At 62.7% G+C, this 15779-nt stretch carries 13 protein-coding genes; 9 read left to right on the plus strand and 4 right to left on the minus strand.

Going from position 1 to position 15779, the window contains the following annotated elements:
- Nucleotides 1-318: 318 nt before the first annotated feature.
- The 6 genes from IB264_RS08170 to IB264_RS08195 are packed head-to-tail and all read left to right on the plus strand — an operon-like array spanning nt 319 to nt 7518.
- Nucleotides 319-1155, plus strand: a complete 837-nt coding sequence (locus IB264_RS08170; RefSeq protein WP_082571696.1) for a MurR/RpiR family transcriptional regulator — start codon at nt 319-321, stop codon at nt 1153-1155.
- A 27-nt stretch (nt 1156-1182) separates the two neighbouring features.
- Entirely contained in the window at nt 1183-2301 is a 1119-nt protein-coding gene (locus tag IB264_RS08175) for an ABC transporter substrate-binding protein (RefSeq protein ID WP_025429370.1), read from the plus strand.
- A 54-nt stretch (nt 2302-2355) separates the two neighbouring features.
- Complete coding sequence (locus tag IB264_RS08180; protein WP_025429369.1) at nt 2356-4104, plus strand: iron ABC transporter permease; 1749 nt, start codon at nt 2356-2358, stop codon at nt 4102-4104.
- Nucleotides 4101-5201 carry an ABC transporter ATP-binding protein gene (locus IB264_RS08185; RefSeq protein WP_107027416.1) on the plus strand — a complete coding sequence of 367 codons (1101 nt, stop codon included), beginning with the start codon at nt 4101-4103 and terminating at the stop codon, nt 5199-5201. The genes IB264_RS08180 and IB264_RS08185 overlap by 4 nt, the downstream gene beginning before the upstream one ends.
- On the plus strand, nt 5198-5803 hold the full coding sequence (locus tag IB264_RS08190) for a histidine phosphatase family protein (RefSeq protein ID WP_107027417.1): 606 nt from the start codon (nt 5198-5200) through the stop codon (nt 5801-5803). The genes IB264_RS08185 and IB264_RS08190 overlap by 4 nt, the downstream gene beginning before the upstream one ends.
- Nucleotides 5804-5832: 29 nt before the next feature.
- Nucleotides 5833-7518: a Na/Pi cotransporter family protein gene (locus tag IB264_RS08195; protein ID WP_107027418.1), complete on the plus strand. Its 1686-nt coding sequence runs from the start codon at nt 5833-5835 to the stop codon at nt 7516-7518.
- A gap of 109 nt (nt 7519-7627) precedes the next feature.
- Here the strand turns inward: IB264_RS08195 and IB264_RS08200 are convergent, their stop codons facing one another.
- Nucleotides 7628-7879 carry a hypothetical protein gene (locus IB264_RS08200; RefSeq protein ID WP_025429365.1) on the minus strand — a complete coding sequence of 84 codons (252 nt, stop codon included), beginning with the start codon at nt 7877-7879 and terminating at the stop codon, nt 7628-7630.
- Nucleotides 7880-8249: 370 nt separating this feature from the next.
- Between IB264_RS08200 and IB264_RS08205 the strand changes: the two genes are divergently transcribed.
- Nucleotides 8250-8672 (plus strand): RidA family protein, encoded by a 423-nt coding sequence (locus IB264_RS08205; RefSeq protein ID WP_025429364.1) that lies wholly within the window; start codon nt 8250-8252, stop codon nt 8670-8672.
- Nucleotides 8673-8958: 286 nt separating this feature from the next.
- Entirely contained in the window at nt 8959-9840 is an 882-nt protein-coding gene (locus tag IB264_RS08210) for a 3'-5' exonuclease (RefSeq protein ID WP_245449179.1), read from the plus strand.
- A 256-nt stretch (nt 9841-10096) separates the two neighbouring features.
- Here the strand turns inward: IB264_RS08210 and dinB are convergent, their stop codons facing one another.
- Both dinB and IB264_RS08220 read right to left on the minus strand, forming a co-directional pair.
- The gene (gene dinB / locus IB264_RS08215) at nt 10097-11203 is read right to left on the minus strand and encodes a DNA polymerase IV (protein WP_375154959.1); all 1107 of its coding nucleotides are present in this window, start codon (nt 11201-11203) and stop codon (nt 10097-10099) included.
- 34 nt (nt 11204-11237) lie between these two features.
- Nucleotides 11238-13304 carry an ATP-dependent helicase gene (locus tag IB264_RS08220; RefSeq protein WP_192433265.1) on the minus strand — a complete coding sequence of 689 codons (2067 nt, stop codon included), beginning with the start codon at nt 13302-13304 and terminating at the stop codon, nt 11238-11240.
- 406 nt (nt 13305-13710) lie between these two features.
- On the opposite strand from IB264_RS08220, the gene recX reads away from it, so the two are divergent.
- Nucleotides 13711-14223 carry a recombination regulator RecX gene (gene recX, locus IB264_RS08225; RefSeq protein WP_057212962.1) on the plus strand — a complete coding sequence of 171 codons (513 nt, stop codon included), beginning with the start codon at nt 13711-13713 and terminating at the stop codon, nt 14221-14223.
- Between the two features lie 413 nt (nt 14224-14636).
- On the opposite strand, the gene IB264_RS08230 is transcribed toward recX, so the two are convergent.
- Complete coding sequence (locus IB264_RS08230) at nt 14637-15740, minus strand: IS110 family transposase (RefSeq protein ID WP_192433267.1); 1104 nt, start codon at nt 15738-15740, stop codon at nt 14637-14639.
- Between the last annotated feature and the right edge of the window lie 39 nt (nt 15741-15779).

Genomic DNA, 15779 nt, shown 5'->3' on the forward strand with positions numbered 1-15779 from the left:
GCGCAGGTTCACTTCCATGACCTACCTACCAAGAACGGCGCCCGGAGCATTTTCACTGAAGGCATGACGGTGCCAATGCCTTTGCGGACCTTTGCAAAGATTTTTCGGGATTGCGTCCGGCCCTGTCGGAAGCGGCAGTCCGGTGTCATTTTTGGTCCGAAATTCGCCTTATATTGTCGGGAAACCCCCGAAAATCGACTGTTTCTCAAGTGCCGCTCCTTGCTTTGCAGGCTCTTGCAAAGATTCTTGCGGGCGTTGCCTTGACTGCAAGTTGATTTGCTTGAACGATGCGTCATGCAAAGAAACTTGTAGAGCGCCATGACACTCATTGATCGCATAAAGGCACAATCGAAAAGGCTGACCGAGGCCGATCAAAAGCTGATCGCCACGATGCTCGACAACCGGGCGGAGGCTGCCTTTCTGTCCGGCCCGCAGCTGTCGCAGCGGGCCAGTGTTCATGAGGCGACGGTCACCCGTCTGGCGCAGAAATTGGGTTACCGCGGCTTTCCGGATCTGCGCGCACAGCTGCAGCGCGAGGTGCTTGATGATCAGGATGCCGCGACCCGCATGCGCCGCTCGGTCGCCAAGGTCGAGCACGGCGATTATCTGACCGATCTGATTGCCGCAGAGATTTCAGCCCTGGAAACGCTCGCGCGCTCGGTGCCGCAAAGTGATGTGGACCTGGCTGCCGACATGATCTTCGAAGGGCGCCGGGTGTTCGTATTCGGCCAGGGGCATGCGCAGTCCGTCGCCGGCTTCCTGCAGCGCCGCCTCGACCGGTTCGGCATGACGACGATCGCGCTCACCGGCCGCGGCCGGGACATCGCCGAGCGCATGGTCAGCATGGACAAGAGCGACGTCGTCATTGCGCTCGCCTTTCGCAAGCAGCCGCAAAGCTATGCGCCGCTGGTGCAGCATGCCCGGCGCGTCGGCGCGCGAACGATTTTGATTTCGGACCTTGCCGGCCCGCTGATGGAGCCGGTTGCGGATCTGATGCTGGCGGCGCCGCGGGGGCGTTCGGGAAGCGAGTTTCAGACTCCGACCATCCCGTTTGCCATCGTCAACGGCATCGTCCTGACGATCGCCGGCAGGCATGAGCGTGAGGTGATCGGCAGGCTGGAGAAACTGTCGGAGCTGTTCAACGACTTCGATTGACTGGGGAAAATGGAGGAGGAAACCATGTTGAAGCGACTGATGAAGTCCGCACTTGCGGCCTGTGTCGTGCTGCCCACGGCAGCAATGGCGACAGATCTGGATAGCATGACGCCCGAACAACTGCTGCCGCTTGCGCAGAAGGAAGGCAGCGTCACCGTCTTTTCGTTGTCGAGCCGGATCGCCAAGATCGAGAAAGCCTTCGAGGAGGCCTATCCGGGCGTCGACCTGATCGGCCTCGACATGAGCTCGACAAAGCAGATCGCGCGTCTGGAGGCAGAGCAGCAGGCAGGCGTTCATGCGGTCGACGTGCTCTATATCGCCGACACGCCCGTCGTCTTCAGCAAGCTTCTCGAAGCCAAGCGCATCGTCAACTATGTGCCGCCGCGCGTCGCCGCCCAGATCGACGATCGCTACAAGGGGCCGCTGCTCACCCAGCGTCTTTCGACCAAGGTGCTGATGTACAACGAGAAAGCCTTTCCCGGGGGTTCACCGGTTACCAACCTGTGGCAGCTGACCCAGCCGGAGTGGCAGGGCAAGGTGCTGATGGTCGATCCGAGCCAGCGCGGCGAACTGCTCGACCTCCTGACGGAGATTGCGCTCCATCCGGATGAGATGGCCGCGGCCTACAAGGCGCAGTTCGGCAAGGACATTGCCGTTGATGCCGATCTTCAGGGCGCCGGCGAGCAGTTCATCAAGGACCTCTTTGCCAACGACCTGATCCTCGTCCCCAATAGCGACGTGCTCAACAAGTCCGTCGGCGATGCCACTGCCAAGAACCCTCCCGTCGGCTTCGGCACCTATTCGGACCGGCGTGACAATGAGAAGGAAGGCTGGGCACTGCAAGTCGCCAACAATGTCGAGCCCGCCAACGGCATCCTGTTTCCGGCCGTTCTGACGATTGCCGAAAAGGCGCCGCATCCGGCCGCCGCCCGGTTGCTGATCGACTTCATGTTCGGCGACGACACGCCGACGGGAGGTGCCGGCTTCGAGCCGTTCAACGTTCCCGGCGACTATGCCACGCGCACGACCATCGCCCACCATCCGGACTCCGTCAAACTCGGCGAGCTGAAGGCCTGGACCATCGACCCGGCAAAGACCGCCGCTGCCCGTGGGCGCGTCTCCGATCTCATCATCACGCTTCAGTAACGGGCTTATTGCCGGCGCAACTTAGGCTGCGCCGGCAAATGCCGAGGTTCGCAAATGACATTCATATCGACCTTCGCGCCATCGGGCGGTCGCCGGCTGCTCCGATCAGGCTTCGTCATGCCGGCAATCCTCGTTGCCATCGTCGCCATCCTGGTGGTGGCGCCGCTTGTGCGCATCCTTCTGTCGACGCTCACCCCTGCAGGCATCGGGGCCTGGCAGGCGGTGCTCTTCAGCCCGCTGTCCTTCAATCTTTGGTGGCGCCCCCTGTTCAACACCATGGTCCTCGGCTTCGGGGTCGCCAGCGGCTGTCTTATCCTCGGCGGGTTTCTGGCCTGGCTGGTGGTCCTGACCGACGTGCCGGGACGTCGCCTGCTCGGACTGATGGGGACCTTGCCCTACATGATCCCGAGCTTCGCCGCGGCGCTTGCCTGGGGGACGCTGTTTCGAAACTCACGGCTCGGCGGCTCCGCCGGCTTCTTCGAAACCAATGGCCTTGCCATTCCCGACTGGCTCGCCTGGGGGCTGGTGCCGACCGCGATCGTGCTGATCGCCCACTATTATTCGCTGGCCTATACGATTATCGCAGCGGCCCTGAGTTCGGTCGGCGCCGATCTCGTTGAAGCCGGTCAGATGGCTGGTGCGAAGCGTCCGCGTATCTTCTTCGGCATCATCCTGCCCGTCGTCACGCCGGCGCTGATCGCTGCCGCTTCGCTTACCTTCGCCGGCGCCGTTGCCAATTTCGCCGCACCTGCGCTCCTGGGATTGCCGGTGCGCATGCAGACGCTTTCGACCCGCCTCTTCGGCATGATCGAAACCGGCCAGAACGAGCGCGGCTTCGTGCTTGCGCTGTTGCTGATCGCCGTTTCCGCACTGTTCCTGTGGATATCGGACCGCATCGTCTCCGGCCGCAAGGCCTTCATCACGGTCACCGGCAAGGGCGGACGCACGAAACGGTTTCCCCTTGGCGCCTGGCGCTGGCCGCTCTTTGCCGTCGCCGTGCTCGTCGGTCTTCTGACCACGGTGACGCCGGTCCTGGTGCTTGCGGCCTCAAGCCTTGCGCCTCAAAGCGGGGCCCTGTTTTCGAACTGGACGCTGCATTTCTGGATCGGCGAAGGTGGCGGCGAAATTGCCCAGGGGCAGGCGGGCATCTTCCGCAATCCCGTGCTGATCGACGCGATCTGGAATACCATCCGCCTCGGCCTTGTCGTCGCGCTGACGACGATGCTGCTTGGCCTCGCGCTCGCCTATACCATCGTCCAGCGCCGCGGCAGTCTGCTCGCCACGATCCTCAGCCAGCTTGCCTTCATTCCGCTTCTGGTGCCGAGCATTGCCTTTGCGGCCGCCTATATCGCCCTCTTCGGTGCGCCGATTGGTCCGCTGCCTTCGCTTTACGGCACCTTCGCGTTGCTGGTGATCGCGGCCTCTGCCCACAATCTGCCCTTTGCCGTGCAGTCCGGCCGCTCGGTTCTCGGTCAGATCTCCGCCGATATCGAGGAAAGCGCGCGGCTGACCGGGGCCGGCCTGCTCCGGCGGCTGTTTGCGATCATCTTCCCGCTGGCGATCCGCGGCCTGTTTGCCGGTGCGATCCTCGTCTTCGTCAAGATGGTGCGCGATCTCTCGCTGGTCGTGCTGCTATTTACCGCGACGTCGCCCGTACTCAGCATGGTCGCCTATCGTTATGCCGCCGAGGGCTTCATGCAGTTCGCCAACGCCATCACCCTCGTCATCCTTATTGTCTGCCTTGCGGCCTCGTTTCTGGCCCACGCCCTCCAGAACCGCGTCCAGAAATGGAAAGAGTCATGAACGCCTTAGCAACCGGCGCTGCGGACGCCATAGAGATCCGCAACCTCGTCAAACGATTTGGCGCCTTCACGGCGGTCAAGGATGTCAACATCTCGGTCCCGGCCGGCTCGTTCCTGGTACTCGTCGGCCCCTCCGGCTGCGGCAAGTCGACATTGCTGCGCATGCTGGCGGGCCTGGAAGGCCCGAGCGAAGGCGAGATCGCCTTTGTCGGCCAGACGGTCTCCAGTGGTGCGGGAGGCGTCATCGCCGACGCCGGCCGCCGCAACGCCGGCCTCGTCTTCCAGAGCTACGCCCTTTGGCCGCATATGACCGTCGCCGGCAACATTGCCTGGCCGTTGAAGGTCGCGCGATGGCCGCGCGAAAGACGCGACCGCCGCGTCAAGGAGGTGCTTGCCCTACTTGGCATTGGTGCCCTTGCCGAACGTTATCCAGCGGAAATCTCCGGCGGCCAGCAGCAGCGAGTGGCAATCGCCCGCACGATCGCGCCCGAACCCAGCATCCTGCTGTTCGACGAGCCGCTGTCGAACCTCGATGCCAAGCTGCGCATCGAGATGCGCAGCGAATTGATGCGCATCCACCGGGCAACGGGCGCCACGTCTGTTTATGTCACCCACGATCAGGTGGAGGCGATGACCATGGCTACGCATGTGGCCGTGCTCAACAATGGTCGTGTCGAGCAGTTCGGCAAGCCGATCGAGTTGCTGCGCAACCCGGCAACGACCTTCGTCGCCACCTTTCTCGGCACGCCGCCGGCCAACCTCTTACCGGCGCGCCGGGTGGGAGAGACTTTCGTGTTCAATGAAACGCCACTGGTGTCGGGCTCGATCGCCGCTGGCCATCCAGAGGTGCAGCTTCTCTATCGGGCCGAGGACGTCTGCGTCGGCGCGGTGCCGGACAAACCGTCGGTCACCGCGCGGTTTGCCGAGGCAGCACCGATCGCCGGACGCACGATGGTCACCGCCATGCTCGGCGATCTGCGCATCACCGGCATGGCGGAGGGTTACTTCAGCGGAATGCCCGGGGACGCCGTCACACTGTCATTCATCAGGACCCCTGACGCTGTCTTTGCCGTCAGCGGAGAAAGGATAAATCAATGAGGCTGATCCTCATGCGCCATGGCGAAACCGAGTGGAACGCCGAACAACGGCTGCAGGGCCAGGACAACTCGCTGCTGTCTGAACGCGGCGTTGCCCAGGTCCGGCGTTTCCGCCCCTATGCCAAGGCGCTGCAGCCCGCCCGTATCATCGCATCGGATCTCGGCCGGACGCGGCAGACCGTTGCGCTGATCGGACATCCGGACGCGCCGTCCGACGAGCGGTTTCGCGAGCTCGACATGGGCGAATGGACGGGGCGTCGCAAGCCGGAGCTGATCGCCGAACGTCCGGGGGACTACACCGCCTGGCGCGCCGGCACCTTCACGCCCGCCAATGCCGAAACCTGGATCGCCTTTCGCAATCGCGTTGCTGACGGGGTTCGTGACTGGATGTCGCGCACGGATGGCGACCTGCTGGTGGTCGCCCATGGCGGGGTCATTCGCGCAGCCTGCCACGAGTTTCTGGACCTGCCGCCCTCGCGCGTCGTTCCGGTTACCCCCGGCACGGCAACCATCCTGAATTTTCCCATGCCGGACCGATCTGCAGCCCAGCTCGAAGGCTACAACATCGGATCTGTCGCTCCCGACATTTCCGTCGCCGATTGATCGCTTCGAGCGGAAGGACCTTGCTGGACATGAATTCCGGAACGTTTGTCATTGTGGAGCTGCTCGGCGGCGTCGCGCTCCTGCTCTGGGGTGTGCGGATGGTTAGAACCGGCGTCATGCGGGGATGGGGCGATCGGCTGCAGCGGTTCGTCGAACAGCGCCTGTCCAACCGGCTGACAGCATTCGGTGGCGGCATCGCCGCCACCGCTGTTCTCGGCAGCGCCACGGCCATGGCCCTCATTATCGCTGGCCTGGCTGGTGCCGGTGCGATCGGGGCGACGACGGGCCTTGCGGTTCTCCTCGGTGCCGATATCGGCTCGGCGCTCGTATCCGGCCTTTTCGCATCGGGCTCATCGCTGGCAACGACGCTGGCGCCGCTTTTCCTGTTTGCCGGCTATCTCACCTTCGGAGCGTCGAACGAGTTTCGCCCGCGAAACGCCGGCCGCATCATGATGGGGCTCGGCCTCATGTTGCTGGCACTGAAGGTCATCGTTTCGGCGACCGCTCCGCTGCGCGAGGCGACGCTGTTTCACGACGTTCTCGCCGCGATCGCCAACGAGCCGGTGCTCGGTTTCCTCGTCGGCGCCGGTCTCGCCTGGTTCTGCCATTCGACGCTCGCGGTCATCTTGTTAATCGCTTCGCTGCTGACCAATGGCAGTCTGGAAGTGGCCGGCGCCGTGCCCCTGATCCTCGGCGTCAATTTCGGCGGCGGCCTGCCGGCCGTCAGCGCGACCCTCGACCAGCCATCTGTCGCCCGAAGGCTCCCAGTCGCCAATCTGCTTTGCCGCGGCCTTCTGGCAATCGCGCTGCTGCCGTTGGCGCGACAGATCGTCGATGCTGCCGCCGGTGTGCCGCTGGACCCCTTGCATGTCGCGGTCGGACTCCATGCGGCGTTCAACTTGACGGTCGCCGCCGTGTTCCTGCCGATCTCCCCTGTCGTCGTGCGCTTCGTCGACCGGTTGATCCCCAATGCTTCGGCCGCCGATGATCCCTTGGCCACACCGCGCTATCTCGACAGCGCTTCGTTGACGACGCCGGCCGTCGCGCTTTCCAATGCCACGATCGAGACGATCCGGATGAGCGAACTGCTGGAGCGCATGTTCAAGATGTCGCTCACGGCGTTGTCGTCCAGTCGGTTGGAGACATTGAAGGAGGTCAACGCCATCGATTTCAAGCTCGGCACCTACATGGGGTCGGTCCATGCCTATCTCGGCCGGCTGGCCCAGGGCGAACTGTCGGGTGGCGATACGCGCCGCGCTTTTGAGATCATGCTTTTTGCCAGCAATCTCGAACATGCGGGTGATGTGATCAAGCTCAACCTCGCCGACCGCATCCGGGCAAAGATCAAGCAGGACATCCAGTTGGCGCCGAGCCAGCGCGAGGCCCTCGATATGCTCTGCGACGAGGTCGCGGTGTCATTACGCCTTGTGCCGGTGGTTCTTTCGTCGCGCGACGTCGGCGCTGCCGCCCGCCTGGCATCCCAGAAAGATCGCTTCCGCGCGCTCGAGGAGCGCGCGATCAATGAGCATCTCGGCCGGGAAGGCATGGAAAAGGGCGTCAGTCTTAGAAGCAATGCTCTGTTCATCGATCTTATTGGTGACCTGCACCGGATCAATTCGCACATAGCGGCCGCGGCTTACCCGCTGATCCAGGCGGCCGGCCTGTTGAACACCACCCGTCTTCGCACGTCTGCCCTCAGCGAGCGGCTGGCGTGAAAGTCGCCCCGGGCGCTTTCAATGGCGGGAGGTTCGACCCGGGAGCGGCGCCGGTCACTTTATCGGTCGTGGCGCCGTTCGGCCCGGAGCCGGAAAATATGGTAGCTCGTCAGTGCAGCGCCGAAGGCATCACGAACACGGACATGCCATCCTGCTCGACGGCGCTGAGAAATTCGGCGAGCGCTGCGGCATCCGTTGCGAAGAGATCCTCCCAGCGTGTCGACATGCCCTGGGTATCGATGACTTCCAGCGCCCACTCGTTGCCGTCCTCGATCCGGGAGATTTCGACGGTCACAGTGATGCCGTCGCGGGAGAACTCCTGCGAGAGCGGGGACAGGACGATTTTCGGTTCTTCGTTCATGGGGCACCTTTCGCTGTGATGCGGAGACGGTTGGACCGATTTGTCGAACCGACTGCCTAGCTACGCCATTGCTGTTAAAGCAATCAAGGCCGTCGTCGGGTTGGGCAAGAAGCTACCCGATCTGCCCTGTTCGAACGCAAGCAGTTCAATCATCGCGTCGTGCGGGATCCGGCACCCGTGACCGCCTGTGTCTAAATGCGAACGCTCGCAGCCTAAAAAGAAATCCACTCGCCCGCGTCACGGGAAGCATTGCTGGATCGTCAAAACGATATGGAGCCTGAACGCGCTGTCCGGCACGCCGACCCACAACGTCGGCGATCCTCCATACGGCGTTTCCACGGCTTCGTCGTGCAACAACGGAAAGCAAAAAATGTCGTCTACAACTACAAAATCGCCTATTCGCCTTTTCAATCCTCCTGGGCTTTATGATGCATCGGTCAATGGTTACTCCCATGTCGGCCTGGTCCCGGCGGGCGTGCGGCTGGTCTTTGTCGCCGGCCAGGGAGGCGAGGACGTGCAAGGGGCTCTCGATCCGGATTTCCGACTGCAGGTCCGCCAGGCGCTCGCCAATCTGCGCACCGCGCTTGGTGCCGCGGGCGCTGATACAAGCGACATCGTCAAGCTGACGGTGCTGATCGTCGACCACTCCGAAGAACGGTTGCATATCTTCGGCGCTGAAATGGAAGCGGCGCTGGGTGAGGGCGCAAAACCCACATGCACACTGATCCCGGTGCCGCGGTTGGCGCTTGACGGGATGCTGTTCGAGATCGAGGCTGTTGCCGCGCTCGGCTAACCGGAACCATCGCGGGCGCCGTGAGTGGCGCCCGTTCGACCCTTCCGGGCCGAGATCTTGCCGCTTGGCGGTCCGCTCACAGGTTTTCCCGGGTTAAATCCGGCCCGCTCGCCACAGGTTGTTGACAGTGGGGGAAAGTGATGGCGCGATAGGCGCTCGGTCTTCCCTTTCGCCAAAAGTTCCGGGAGAAGGGCTGATGGCATTGCAATACGACATGTTTGTTTCGTCCGATCCGGACGAGAAGGGCGCACGCTCCAAGCGCGCGTCCTCACGCGCGGCTGCCGGCATGAGCGCCGGCGCCATGGTCGATCATCTGGAGGCGACGGGTCGCTACCGCGTTCTGCAAAAGCTGGAGCCGCGCCCCGTCGTGGCCGCGCCGCGCGCCGAGTTTCCGCTCGTCGGCGTCATCCTCGACACCGAGACCACCGGCCTCAACCATCGCAAGGACGAGATCATCGAGATCGGCGTCATTGCGTTCACCTTTGACGCTCACGGGGCCATCGGCGACGTGATCGACGTCTATGGCGGTCTGCGGCAGCCGAGCGGCTCCATTCCAGCCGAGATCACGCGCATCACCGGCATTACCGACGAAATGGTCGCCGGCGAAACCATCGATGTTGCCCGGCTTCAGGCGATCATTGAGCGCGCCGATCTGATCATCGCCCACAATGCCGGGTTCGACCGGCCGTTTTGCGAAGCTTTTTCGCCGATCTTCGAGAAGAAGGCCTGGGCCTGCTCGGTCTCCGAGATCGGCTGGAGCGACCGCGGCTTCGAGGGCACGAAGCTCGGCTACCTCATCGGCCAGGCGGGATATTTCCACGACGGCCACCGCGCCGTCGACGATTGTTTTGCCCTGCTCGAGGTGATTGCGGGCCCAGCCCATGATACGCAAGAGACACCTTTTGCCGAGCTCTACGCGGCAAGCCAGCGATCACGCGTTCGCCTCTATGCGGAAAACAGCCCCTTCGAAATGAAGGACCACCTGAAGGGCCGCGGCTATCGCTGGTCCGACGGCAGCGATGGGCGCCCAAAATCCTGGTGGATCGAGATCGGCGAAGAGGGGCTGGACGAGGAGCTGCGCTACCTCAGAACCGAAATCTATCGCTGGAACGAGGCCGATCCGCCGACGGTGCGGCTGACAGCCTTCGACCGCTTCAAGGCGCGCTGAGCCGCTTGACCGGCGCTCCACGCATGGCTGGTCTGCGAAGTCAGATCTACGAAATCGGTAGGTTTCTTCTATAGTCAACTCATCGAAGCGATGCATCTCCTCCCGCAGGACTTCGAGTGTGCAAGCGCTTTCTCCTCCTCCCAACGAGCGCTTGCCGGAATGGCGACACTCCTCCTCCCGGTTGCCATTCAATCCCTTTAAAAGCCTGCCGCACCTCCTCCCGCGGCAGGCTTTTTCTTTTGGCATGGCCTGATCGTCAGAAAGAAAGCTCCAGCTGCGGGCGGGCTTCTTCCTCATTGCCGTTGAGCGACGACAGCGTGACCCCAAGCAGGCGCACGCCGCGCTTGAACGGGTGGACCGATGCCAGCAGCGAAACGGCCACCTCAAGCATCTCGGACGCTCCTGCAACTGGTGCGCCGAGCGTCTTGCTGCGTGTCGCCTGGGTAAAGTCCGAGTACTTCACCTTGACGGTCACCGTCTTGCCGCTCATGCCCTGCGCCTCGCAGTATCGCCAGACCTTGTCGGCCAATGGCAGCAACTCGGCACATGCCGGTTCGAACTCGAAAATATCCTCGACGAATGTGTCTTCCGCACCAACCGATTTGCGCACCCGGTCGGGCTGCACCCGTCGCTCGTCAATGCCGCGGGCGATGCCGTAGAAGTACGGGCCGGATTTGCCGAAATGCTCCTGCAGGAAGGCCAGGGTCTGTTGCCGCAGGTCGAAGCCGGTTTCGATGCCCAGCCGCTTCATCCGCTCGGCCGTCGCCGGCCCGACGCCATGGAACTTTTTCACCGGAAGCGCCTCGACGAATGCCGGTCCGTTCTTGGGCGTGATGACGAACAGCCCGTCCGGCTTTCGCTGGTCGCTCGCCATCTTGGCGAGGAACTTGTTGTAGCTGACGCCGGCCGAGGCCGTCAGGTTCGTCGTTGCCTTGATCTTCGCGCGGATCTCCTCGGCGATCTCGGTCGCGATCTCCATGCCCTTCAGATTGTCGGTCACGTCGAGATAGGCCTCATCGAGCGACAGGGGTTCGATGACAGGCGTATATTCGGCAAAAATCTCGCGGATCTGCTGCGACACGGCGCGATAGACGTCGAAGCGCGGCTTGACGAAGATGAGATCGGGGCATTTTCGCTTCGCAGTGACGGATGGCATGGCGGAATGGACGCCGAACTTGCGTGCCTCGTAACTTGCGGCGGCAACGACACCTCGCGCAGCCGCGCCGCCGACAGCCACCGGCTTGCCGCGCAGCTCCGGATTGTCGCGCTGTTCGACCGAAGCATAGAAGGCGTCCATATCGATATGGATGATCTTGCGCTGCCGCTCCGTTCCCGACGCATCGGCTGTAGTCTGTCTTCCGATCACGGTGTCGCTAGGCTCGGCCACGTGCCGCTCCTTACTTCCACATGGTCCGCATGCGCGCGCCGACATCGATGCGGATCTGCCTGGCGCTGCGCTCGGACGCTGAGGCGCTGACCACCGGCCAGGATGCCGTCTCGAAGAACTGCAGGAGCGTTGCCGGAATGAACCGCGTGCGCGAGGCGTAGACGTGGCGATCGCCCTGCGCATGCTGGCCGCTCGTGAAGAACCGCTGTGGGGTGATCAGCGTCAGGCTGTCCTTTGCCCGTGTCATGCCGACGTAGAGCAGCCGCCGTTCCTCTTCGATCTCGTGCGTGGTGCCGACGCCAAGATCGGAGGGGATGCAGCCGTCGACGACATTGAGCATGAAGACCGAGCGCCATTCCTGCCCCTTGGCCGAATGGATCGTCGAAAGGATCAGATAGTCCTCATCAAGCAGCGGCACGCCGGCCTGGTCGCTGGTCGCATCAGGCGGATCGAGCGTCAGTTCGGTGAGGAAGCGTTCGCGGCTCGGATAGCCGCCGGCGATCTGCTCCAGTTGCAGGAGGTCGGCCTTTCTGGTGTCGGCATCCTCGTGGATGCGGTCGAGATGCGGCTCGTACCATTCGCGTGCCTGGGCAATTTCACCCGGCCAGCCGCCTGCCTGTTTGCGTAGCCCCTCGATCAGGGTGACGAAATCCCGCCAGTTGTCGCCGGAACGCGGCGGGGCGGGGATCTCCCCGAGGGCTGCCAGAGGTTCCGGGGCGGCGGCGATCGCGTCAAGGATCTTGCCGGCCGTCTGCGGGCCGACACCGGGGATCATGTGCAGCAGGCGAAAGCCGGCGACCCGGTCCCGCGGGTTTTGCGCAAACCTGAGTACCGCCAGCATGTCCTTGACATGGGCGCTGTCGAGAAACTTCAGCCCGCCGAATTTCACGAAGGGGATATTGCGCCGGGTCAGCTCCACCTCGAGCGGCCCGCTGTGGTTCGATGAGCGAAACAGCACCGCCTGCTGCTTCAGCGTCATGCCTATTTCCCGGTTCTCCAGAACCTTCTCGACGATATAGCGTGCCTGGTCGGCCTCATCGGCGACCGCCAGCAGCTTGGGCCTTTCCGCAGACTGCCGCTCGGTCCAGAGGTTCTTGGTGAAGCGTTCCCGGGCGAGATCGATGACGCCGTTGGCGGCGGCAAGGATCGTCTGGGTGGAGCGATAGTTTCGATCAAGCGTGATGACGTCGGCCGGAGGGGTGAACTCGCCCGGAAAATCCAGGATGTTGCGCACTGTCGCTGCCCGGAACGAATAGATCGACTGGGCATCGTCGCCCACGACCGTCAGGCCCCTGCCGCCTGGCTTCAACGCCATCAGCACGGATGATTGAAGACGGTTGGTATCCTGATATTCGTCGACCAGCACATGGTCGAAACGGTTGCCGATGTCCTCGGCCAGTTCCGGCTCGCTGACGGTCTGCGCCCAGTAGAGCAGCAGGTCGTCGTAATCGAGCACGTTCTGCGTCTGCTTTGCCTCGACATAACAGGAAAACAGCTGCTTCAACTGCTCCTCCCAACCTCCGACCCAGGGATAATGCGCGCGCAAGACCTCGCTCAGCGGCGTCTCGGAGTTGACGGCACGAGAATAGATCGACAGGCAGGTGCCCTTGGTCGGGAACCGGGTCTCGGTCTTCGAGAGGCCGAGCTCATGCCGGACAAGGTTCATCAGGTCGGCACTGTCTTCCCGGTCATGGATCGTGAAATCGACATTCAATCCGATCTGCTCGGCATAGATGCGCAGCAGGCGCGCTCCGATGCCGTGGAATGTTCCGGCCCAGGTGAGCGCGTCGGTGGCAACAGTGGCGTTTGCCCCAAGTACCTGGGCGCAGATGCGCTCGACCCGTCGCGCCATTTCGTTGGCGGCGCGGCGTGAAAACGTCATCAGCAGGATGCGGCGGGGGTCGGCGCCGTTGACGATGAGGTGGGCAACACGATGGGCGAGCGTATTCGTTTTGCCCGACCCGGCGCCGGCGATGATCAGGAGTGGCCCTGCAATCGTTTCGCCCGGTGCGGTTACGCCAAATTCGACGGCATCGCGCTGTCGATCATTCAATTTTTCCAGATAGGCCGCCGCCACGCCGAAGTCCCCGGTAAGTTCCTGCCGATTCTACCCCTTGCGCCCAGCGCCGGCACCGATTGCCCGGCCCTGCGGGCGACGCCGAGGCATCCCCGCGCTCGATATGAGAGATTCACGACGGGGAACGAATTAGGAACATATCAGCCGGGGATCACATTGCAAAGGCCCGGTTGGCAATGGCTGAAATGCCCATCGGTTTCCGGTCGCAAAATGCCGGGCTAGCGTTACCGCAATCAATCCCGCCGGTGGCGACTACCGAAGCGTCACGTTTGCGGCTATCTCTGTGGGCGAAATATCGCCCATCAAGCGCATCCCAAACGAGCCCGCCCACCCCGTGACATCAAACGATCTACAAGCCGACGATCCGTCTTCTGACACGCCGCCCTCCGACGCGCCGACCGCGCGCATGCTGTCTTGGGCGCGCAATTCGGCGGTCTATCGCCTCGAACGACAGATGATGACGGAGAAACAGTTGTTCGACGCCATCACCCGGAAGGCACGACAGAAGTTCGAGGATATCAGCCAGCAGCAGCTCAAGGCCGTTGCCGAGTTCGCGGTCAAGTTCGCCTATGATCTGAATGCCCTGAACGACGCGGATTATGCGCAGCTCAGCACGCAGTCGGCGGTGCGCAGCGGGAAGTCGAAACGGGCGATTGCGCAGAAGCTTTCGGCGAAGGGCATCGACAGGGAAACCGCCGCCGTGGCGCTGGAGGAGACCGACGATCTGTTTGCTGCCGTGGTCTTTGCTCGCAAGCGCGCTTTCGGCCCCTTCCGCCGCGGCGAGCTCGACGACAAGCGCAAGGCCAAGGAGCTGTCCGCATTCGCTCGCAACGGTTTCGGGTTCGAGATAGGCAGAAAAGTGTTCGAGATGAGCTCGGAGCAGGCCGAGAGTGTGCTGCGGAAGGACGCTTTCACCTAAAGCGCGTCGCGATTTCCAGGGTTCGCTTGCTGCGCTTTAAGCTCTTGTTTTTGTGCATGTCGTCATCGCAAAACCGCTGCGCACTTTTGCGCGGTTCGCCTTTTCAAGTCGCAGGAATAGAAATTCTCCCGCCCGATTTTCTCGGACGTCGTGTTTCGTATGAGTGCGTCCTGGGGAAAGCAGGAGGCACGGTCAATGAACGACGGTTGATCATGCTCTGATGCGCGGGTTGGTTACCGCCGGACCTGATGCGTCGCGGAGCGTCCTCAGTCTAGTTGGCAGCGTCGGAATTAAACCGGCTGATAGTCGAAACGAGGGTTCTCCTGCCGTGACCGTGCCCCCAGCCTTGCCCAGGTGCACATGGCTTTCTGATCGGCTCTTCTCCTCCTCGCTAATCTACACTTTGGCGGCGTTCAACGCGGTGAGACCTGGCAGGCAATCGCCCAGACGAAGCCCGATAGTTCGCGCGCGATCGCCGTGGTTACGGTCGTGGCCGGCTTTCCGGCCCTGGTGAGCTTGCGGTAGCGGCCGCAGAGCCGCTCCTGCGCTTTCCACGCCGTGTCGCGGATCGTTTTTGGGAGCTGCTCCTGGCGCAGCAATTGTTCGCGGCTCACCCTTGCGGGAAACCGGTAGCTCCAGGCCGCCTCGATCAACATGCGACGTGCAGTTCCGTTCCCCGCTTTTGTAATTCCGCCCTGGCGTCGAGTGCCGCCGCTCGAATGCTCCGATGGTACGAGCCCCAGATAGGCCATCAGCTGACGCGGATTGGCAAAGCGACTGATATCACCCAATTCGGCAATCATCGTTGCTGCGGTCACCAGAGCCATGCCGCGCAGTGATTGCAGTGCATGGACGACCGGGGCCAATGACCAATCGCTCAACATCATCTCGATTTGCTTCGTCAGCCGATCGCGCCGGTCCGTAGCAGCCTCGACCGTCGCGATATGATCCTCAAGCACAATGTGGTGGGCCGGTTGCGCGAAGCGAAGACCGGCCAGCCAGCGGCGGTGCATCTGCGTCCAGGCTGGACGGCCATAATGGCAGCCATGGCGCAGGAGGAATCCGCTGAGCTGCTGGCGCGCCTGTCGCAGGCTGCGCACGGCAGCCAGGCGTGCCCGCACCAGATCGCGCATCGCCTCATGGGCGGGATCGGGGATCCAGACGGCGCTCAGTTCACCAGCGCGATGAAGCCTTGCCAAATTGTTGGCATCCCGGCGGTCCGTCTTGATGCGATCGCCTGGCTTTCGAGGGATCAAAGACGGGGCCACGACTACGCAGTGATGGCCAGCGGCAGACAGTTGCCGCTGAATGCCGTAGCCGCAAGGTCCGGCTTCGTAGCAAAACTTCAGCGTCCGGCCCGACTGCGAAAGCTTGGCCAGCATGCGGGCCAAGGCCGTTGGTGTGTTGACGATCTGGCCAAACGCGCGCACGTCACCGCGCTTACCGCCTTCAGCAAGCGCGACCGAAATCGTTTCCTTGTGAACATCCAATCCGACATATGTGGTAGTCTCTTCCATGGCCCGTCTCCTATGCATGAGGCTCTGTGCGAGGATAAC

It is taken from the genome of Ensifer sp. ENS11, assembly GCF_014851895.1.
Classification (GTDB): Bacteria; Pseudomonadota; Alphaproteobacteria; order Rhizobiales; family Rhizobiaceae; genus Ensifer; species Ensifer canadensis.

Bases quoted from the DNA above. Each gene is read 5' to 3' on its own strand.
- IB264_RS08190 (WP_107027417.1), top strand. From the start codon at position 5,198: ATGAGGCTGATCCTCATGCGCCATGGCGAAACCGAGTGGAACGCCGAA.
- IB264_RS08205 (WP_025429364.1), top strand. From the start codon at position 8,250: ATGTCGTCTACAACTACAAAATCGCCTATTCGCCTTTTCAATCCTCCT.
- IB264_RS08170 (WP_082571696.1), top strand. From the start codon at position 319: ATGACACTCATTGATCGCATAAAGGCACAATCGAAAAGGCTGACCGAG.
- IB264_RS08200 (WP_025429365.1), bottom strand. From the start codon at position 7,879: ATGAACGAAGAACCGAAAATCGTCCTGTCCCCGCTCTCGCAGGAGTTC.
- recX (WP_057212962.1), top strand. From the start codon at position 13,711: ATGCTGTCTTGGGCGCGCAATTCGGCGGTCTATCGCCTCGAACGACAG.
- IB264_RS08230 (WP_192433267.1), bottom strand. From the start codon at position 15,740: ATGGAAGAGACTACCACATATGTCGGATTGGATGTTCACAAGGAAACG.
- IB264_RS08180 (WP_025429369.1), top strand. From the start codon at position 2,356: ATGACATTCATATCGACCTTCGCGCCATCGGGCGGTCGCCGGCTGCTC.
- IB264_RS08195 (WP_107027418.1), top strand. From the start codon at position 5,833: ATGAATTCCGGAACGTTTGTCATTGTGGAGCTGCTCGGCGGCGTCGCG.
- IB264_RS08210 (WP_245449179.1), top strand. From the start codon at position 8,959: ATGAGCGCCGGCGCCATGGTCGATCATCTGGAGGCGACGGGTCGCTAC.
- IB264_RS08185 (WP_107027416.1), top strand. From the start codon at position 4,101: ATGAACGCCTTAGCAACCGGCGCTGCGGACGCCATAGAGATCCGCAAC.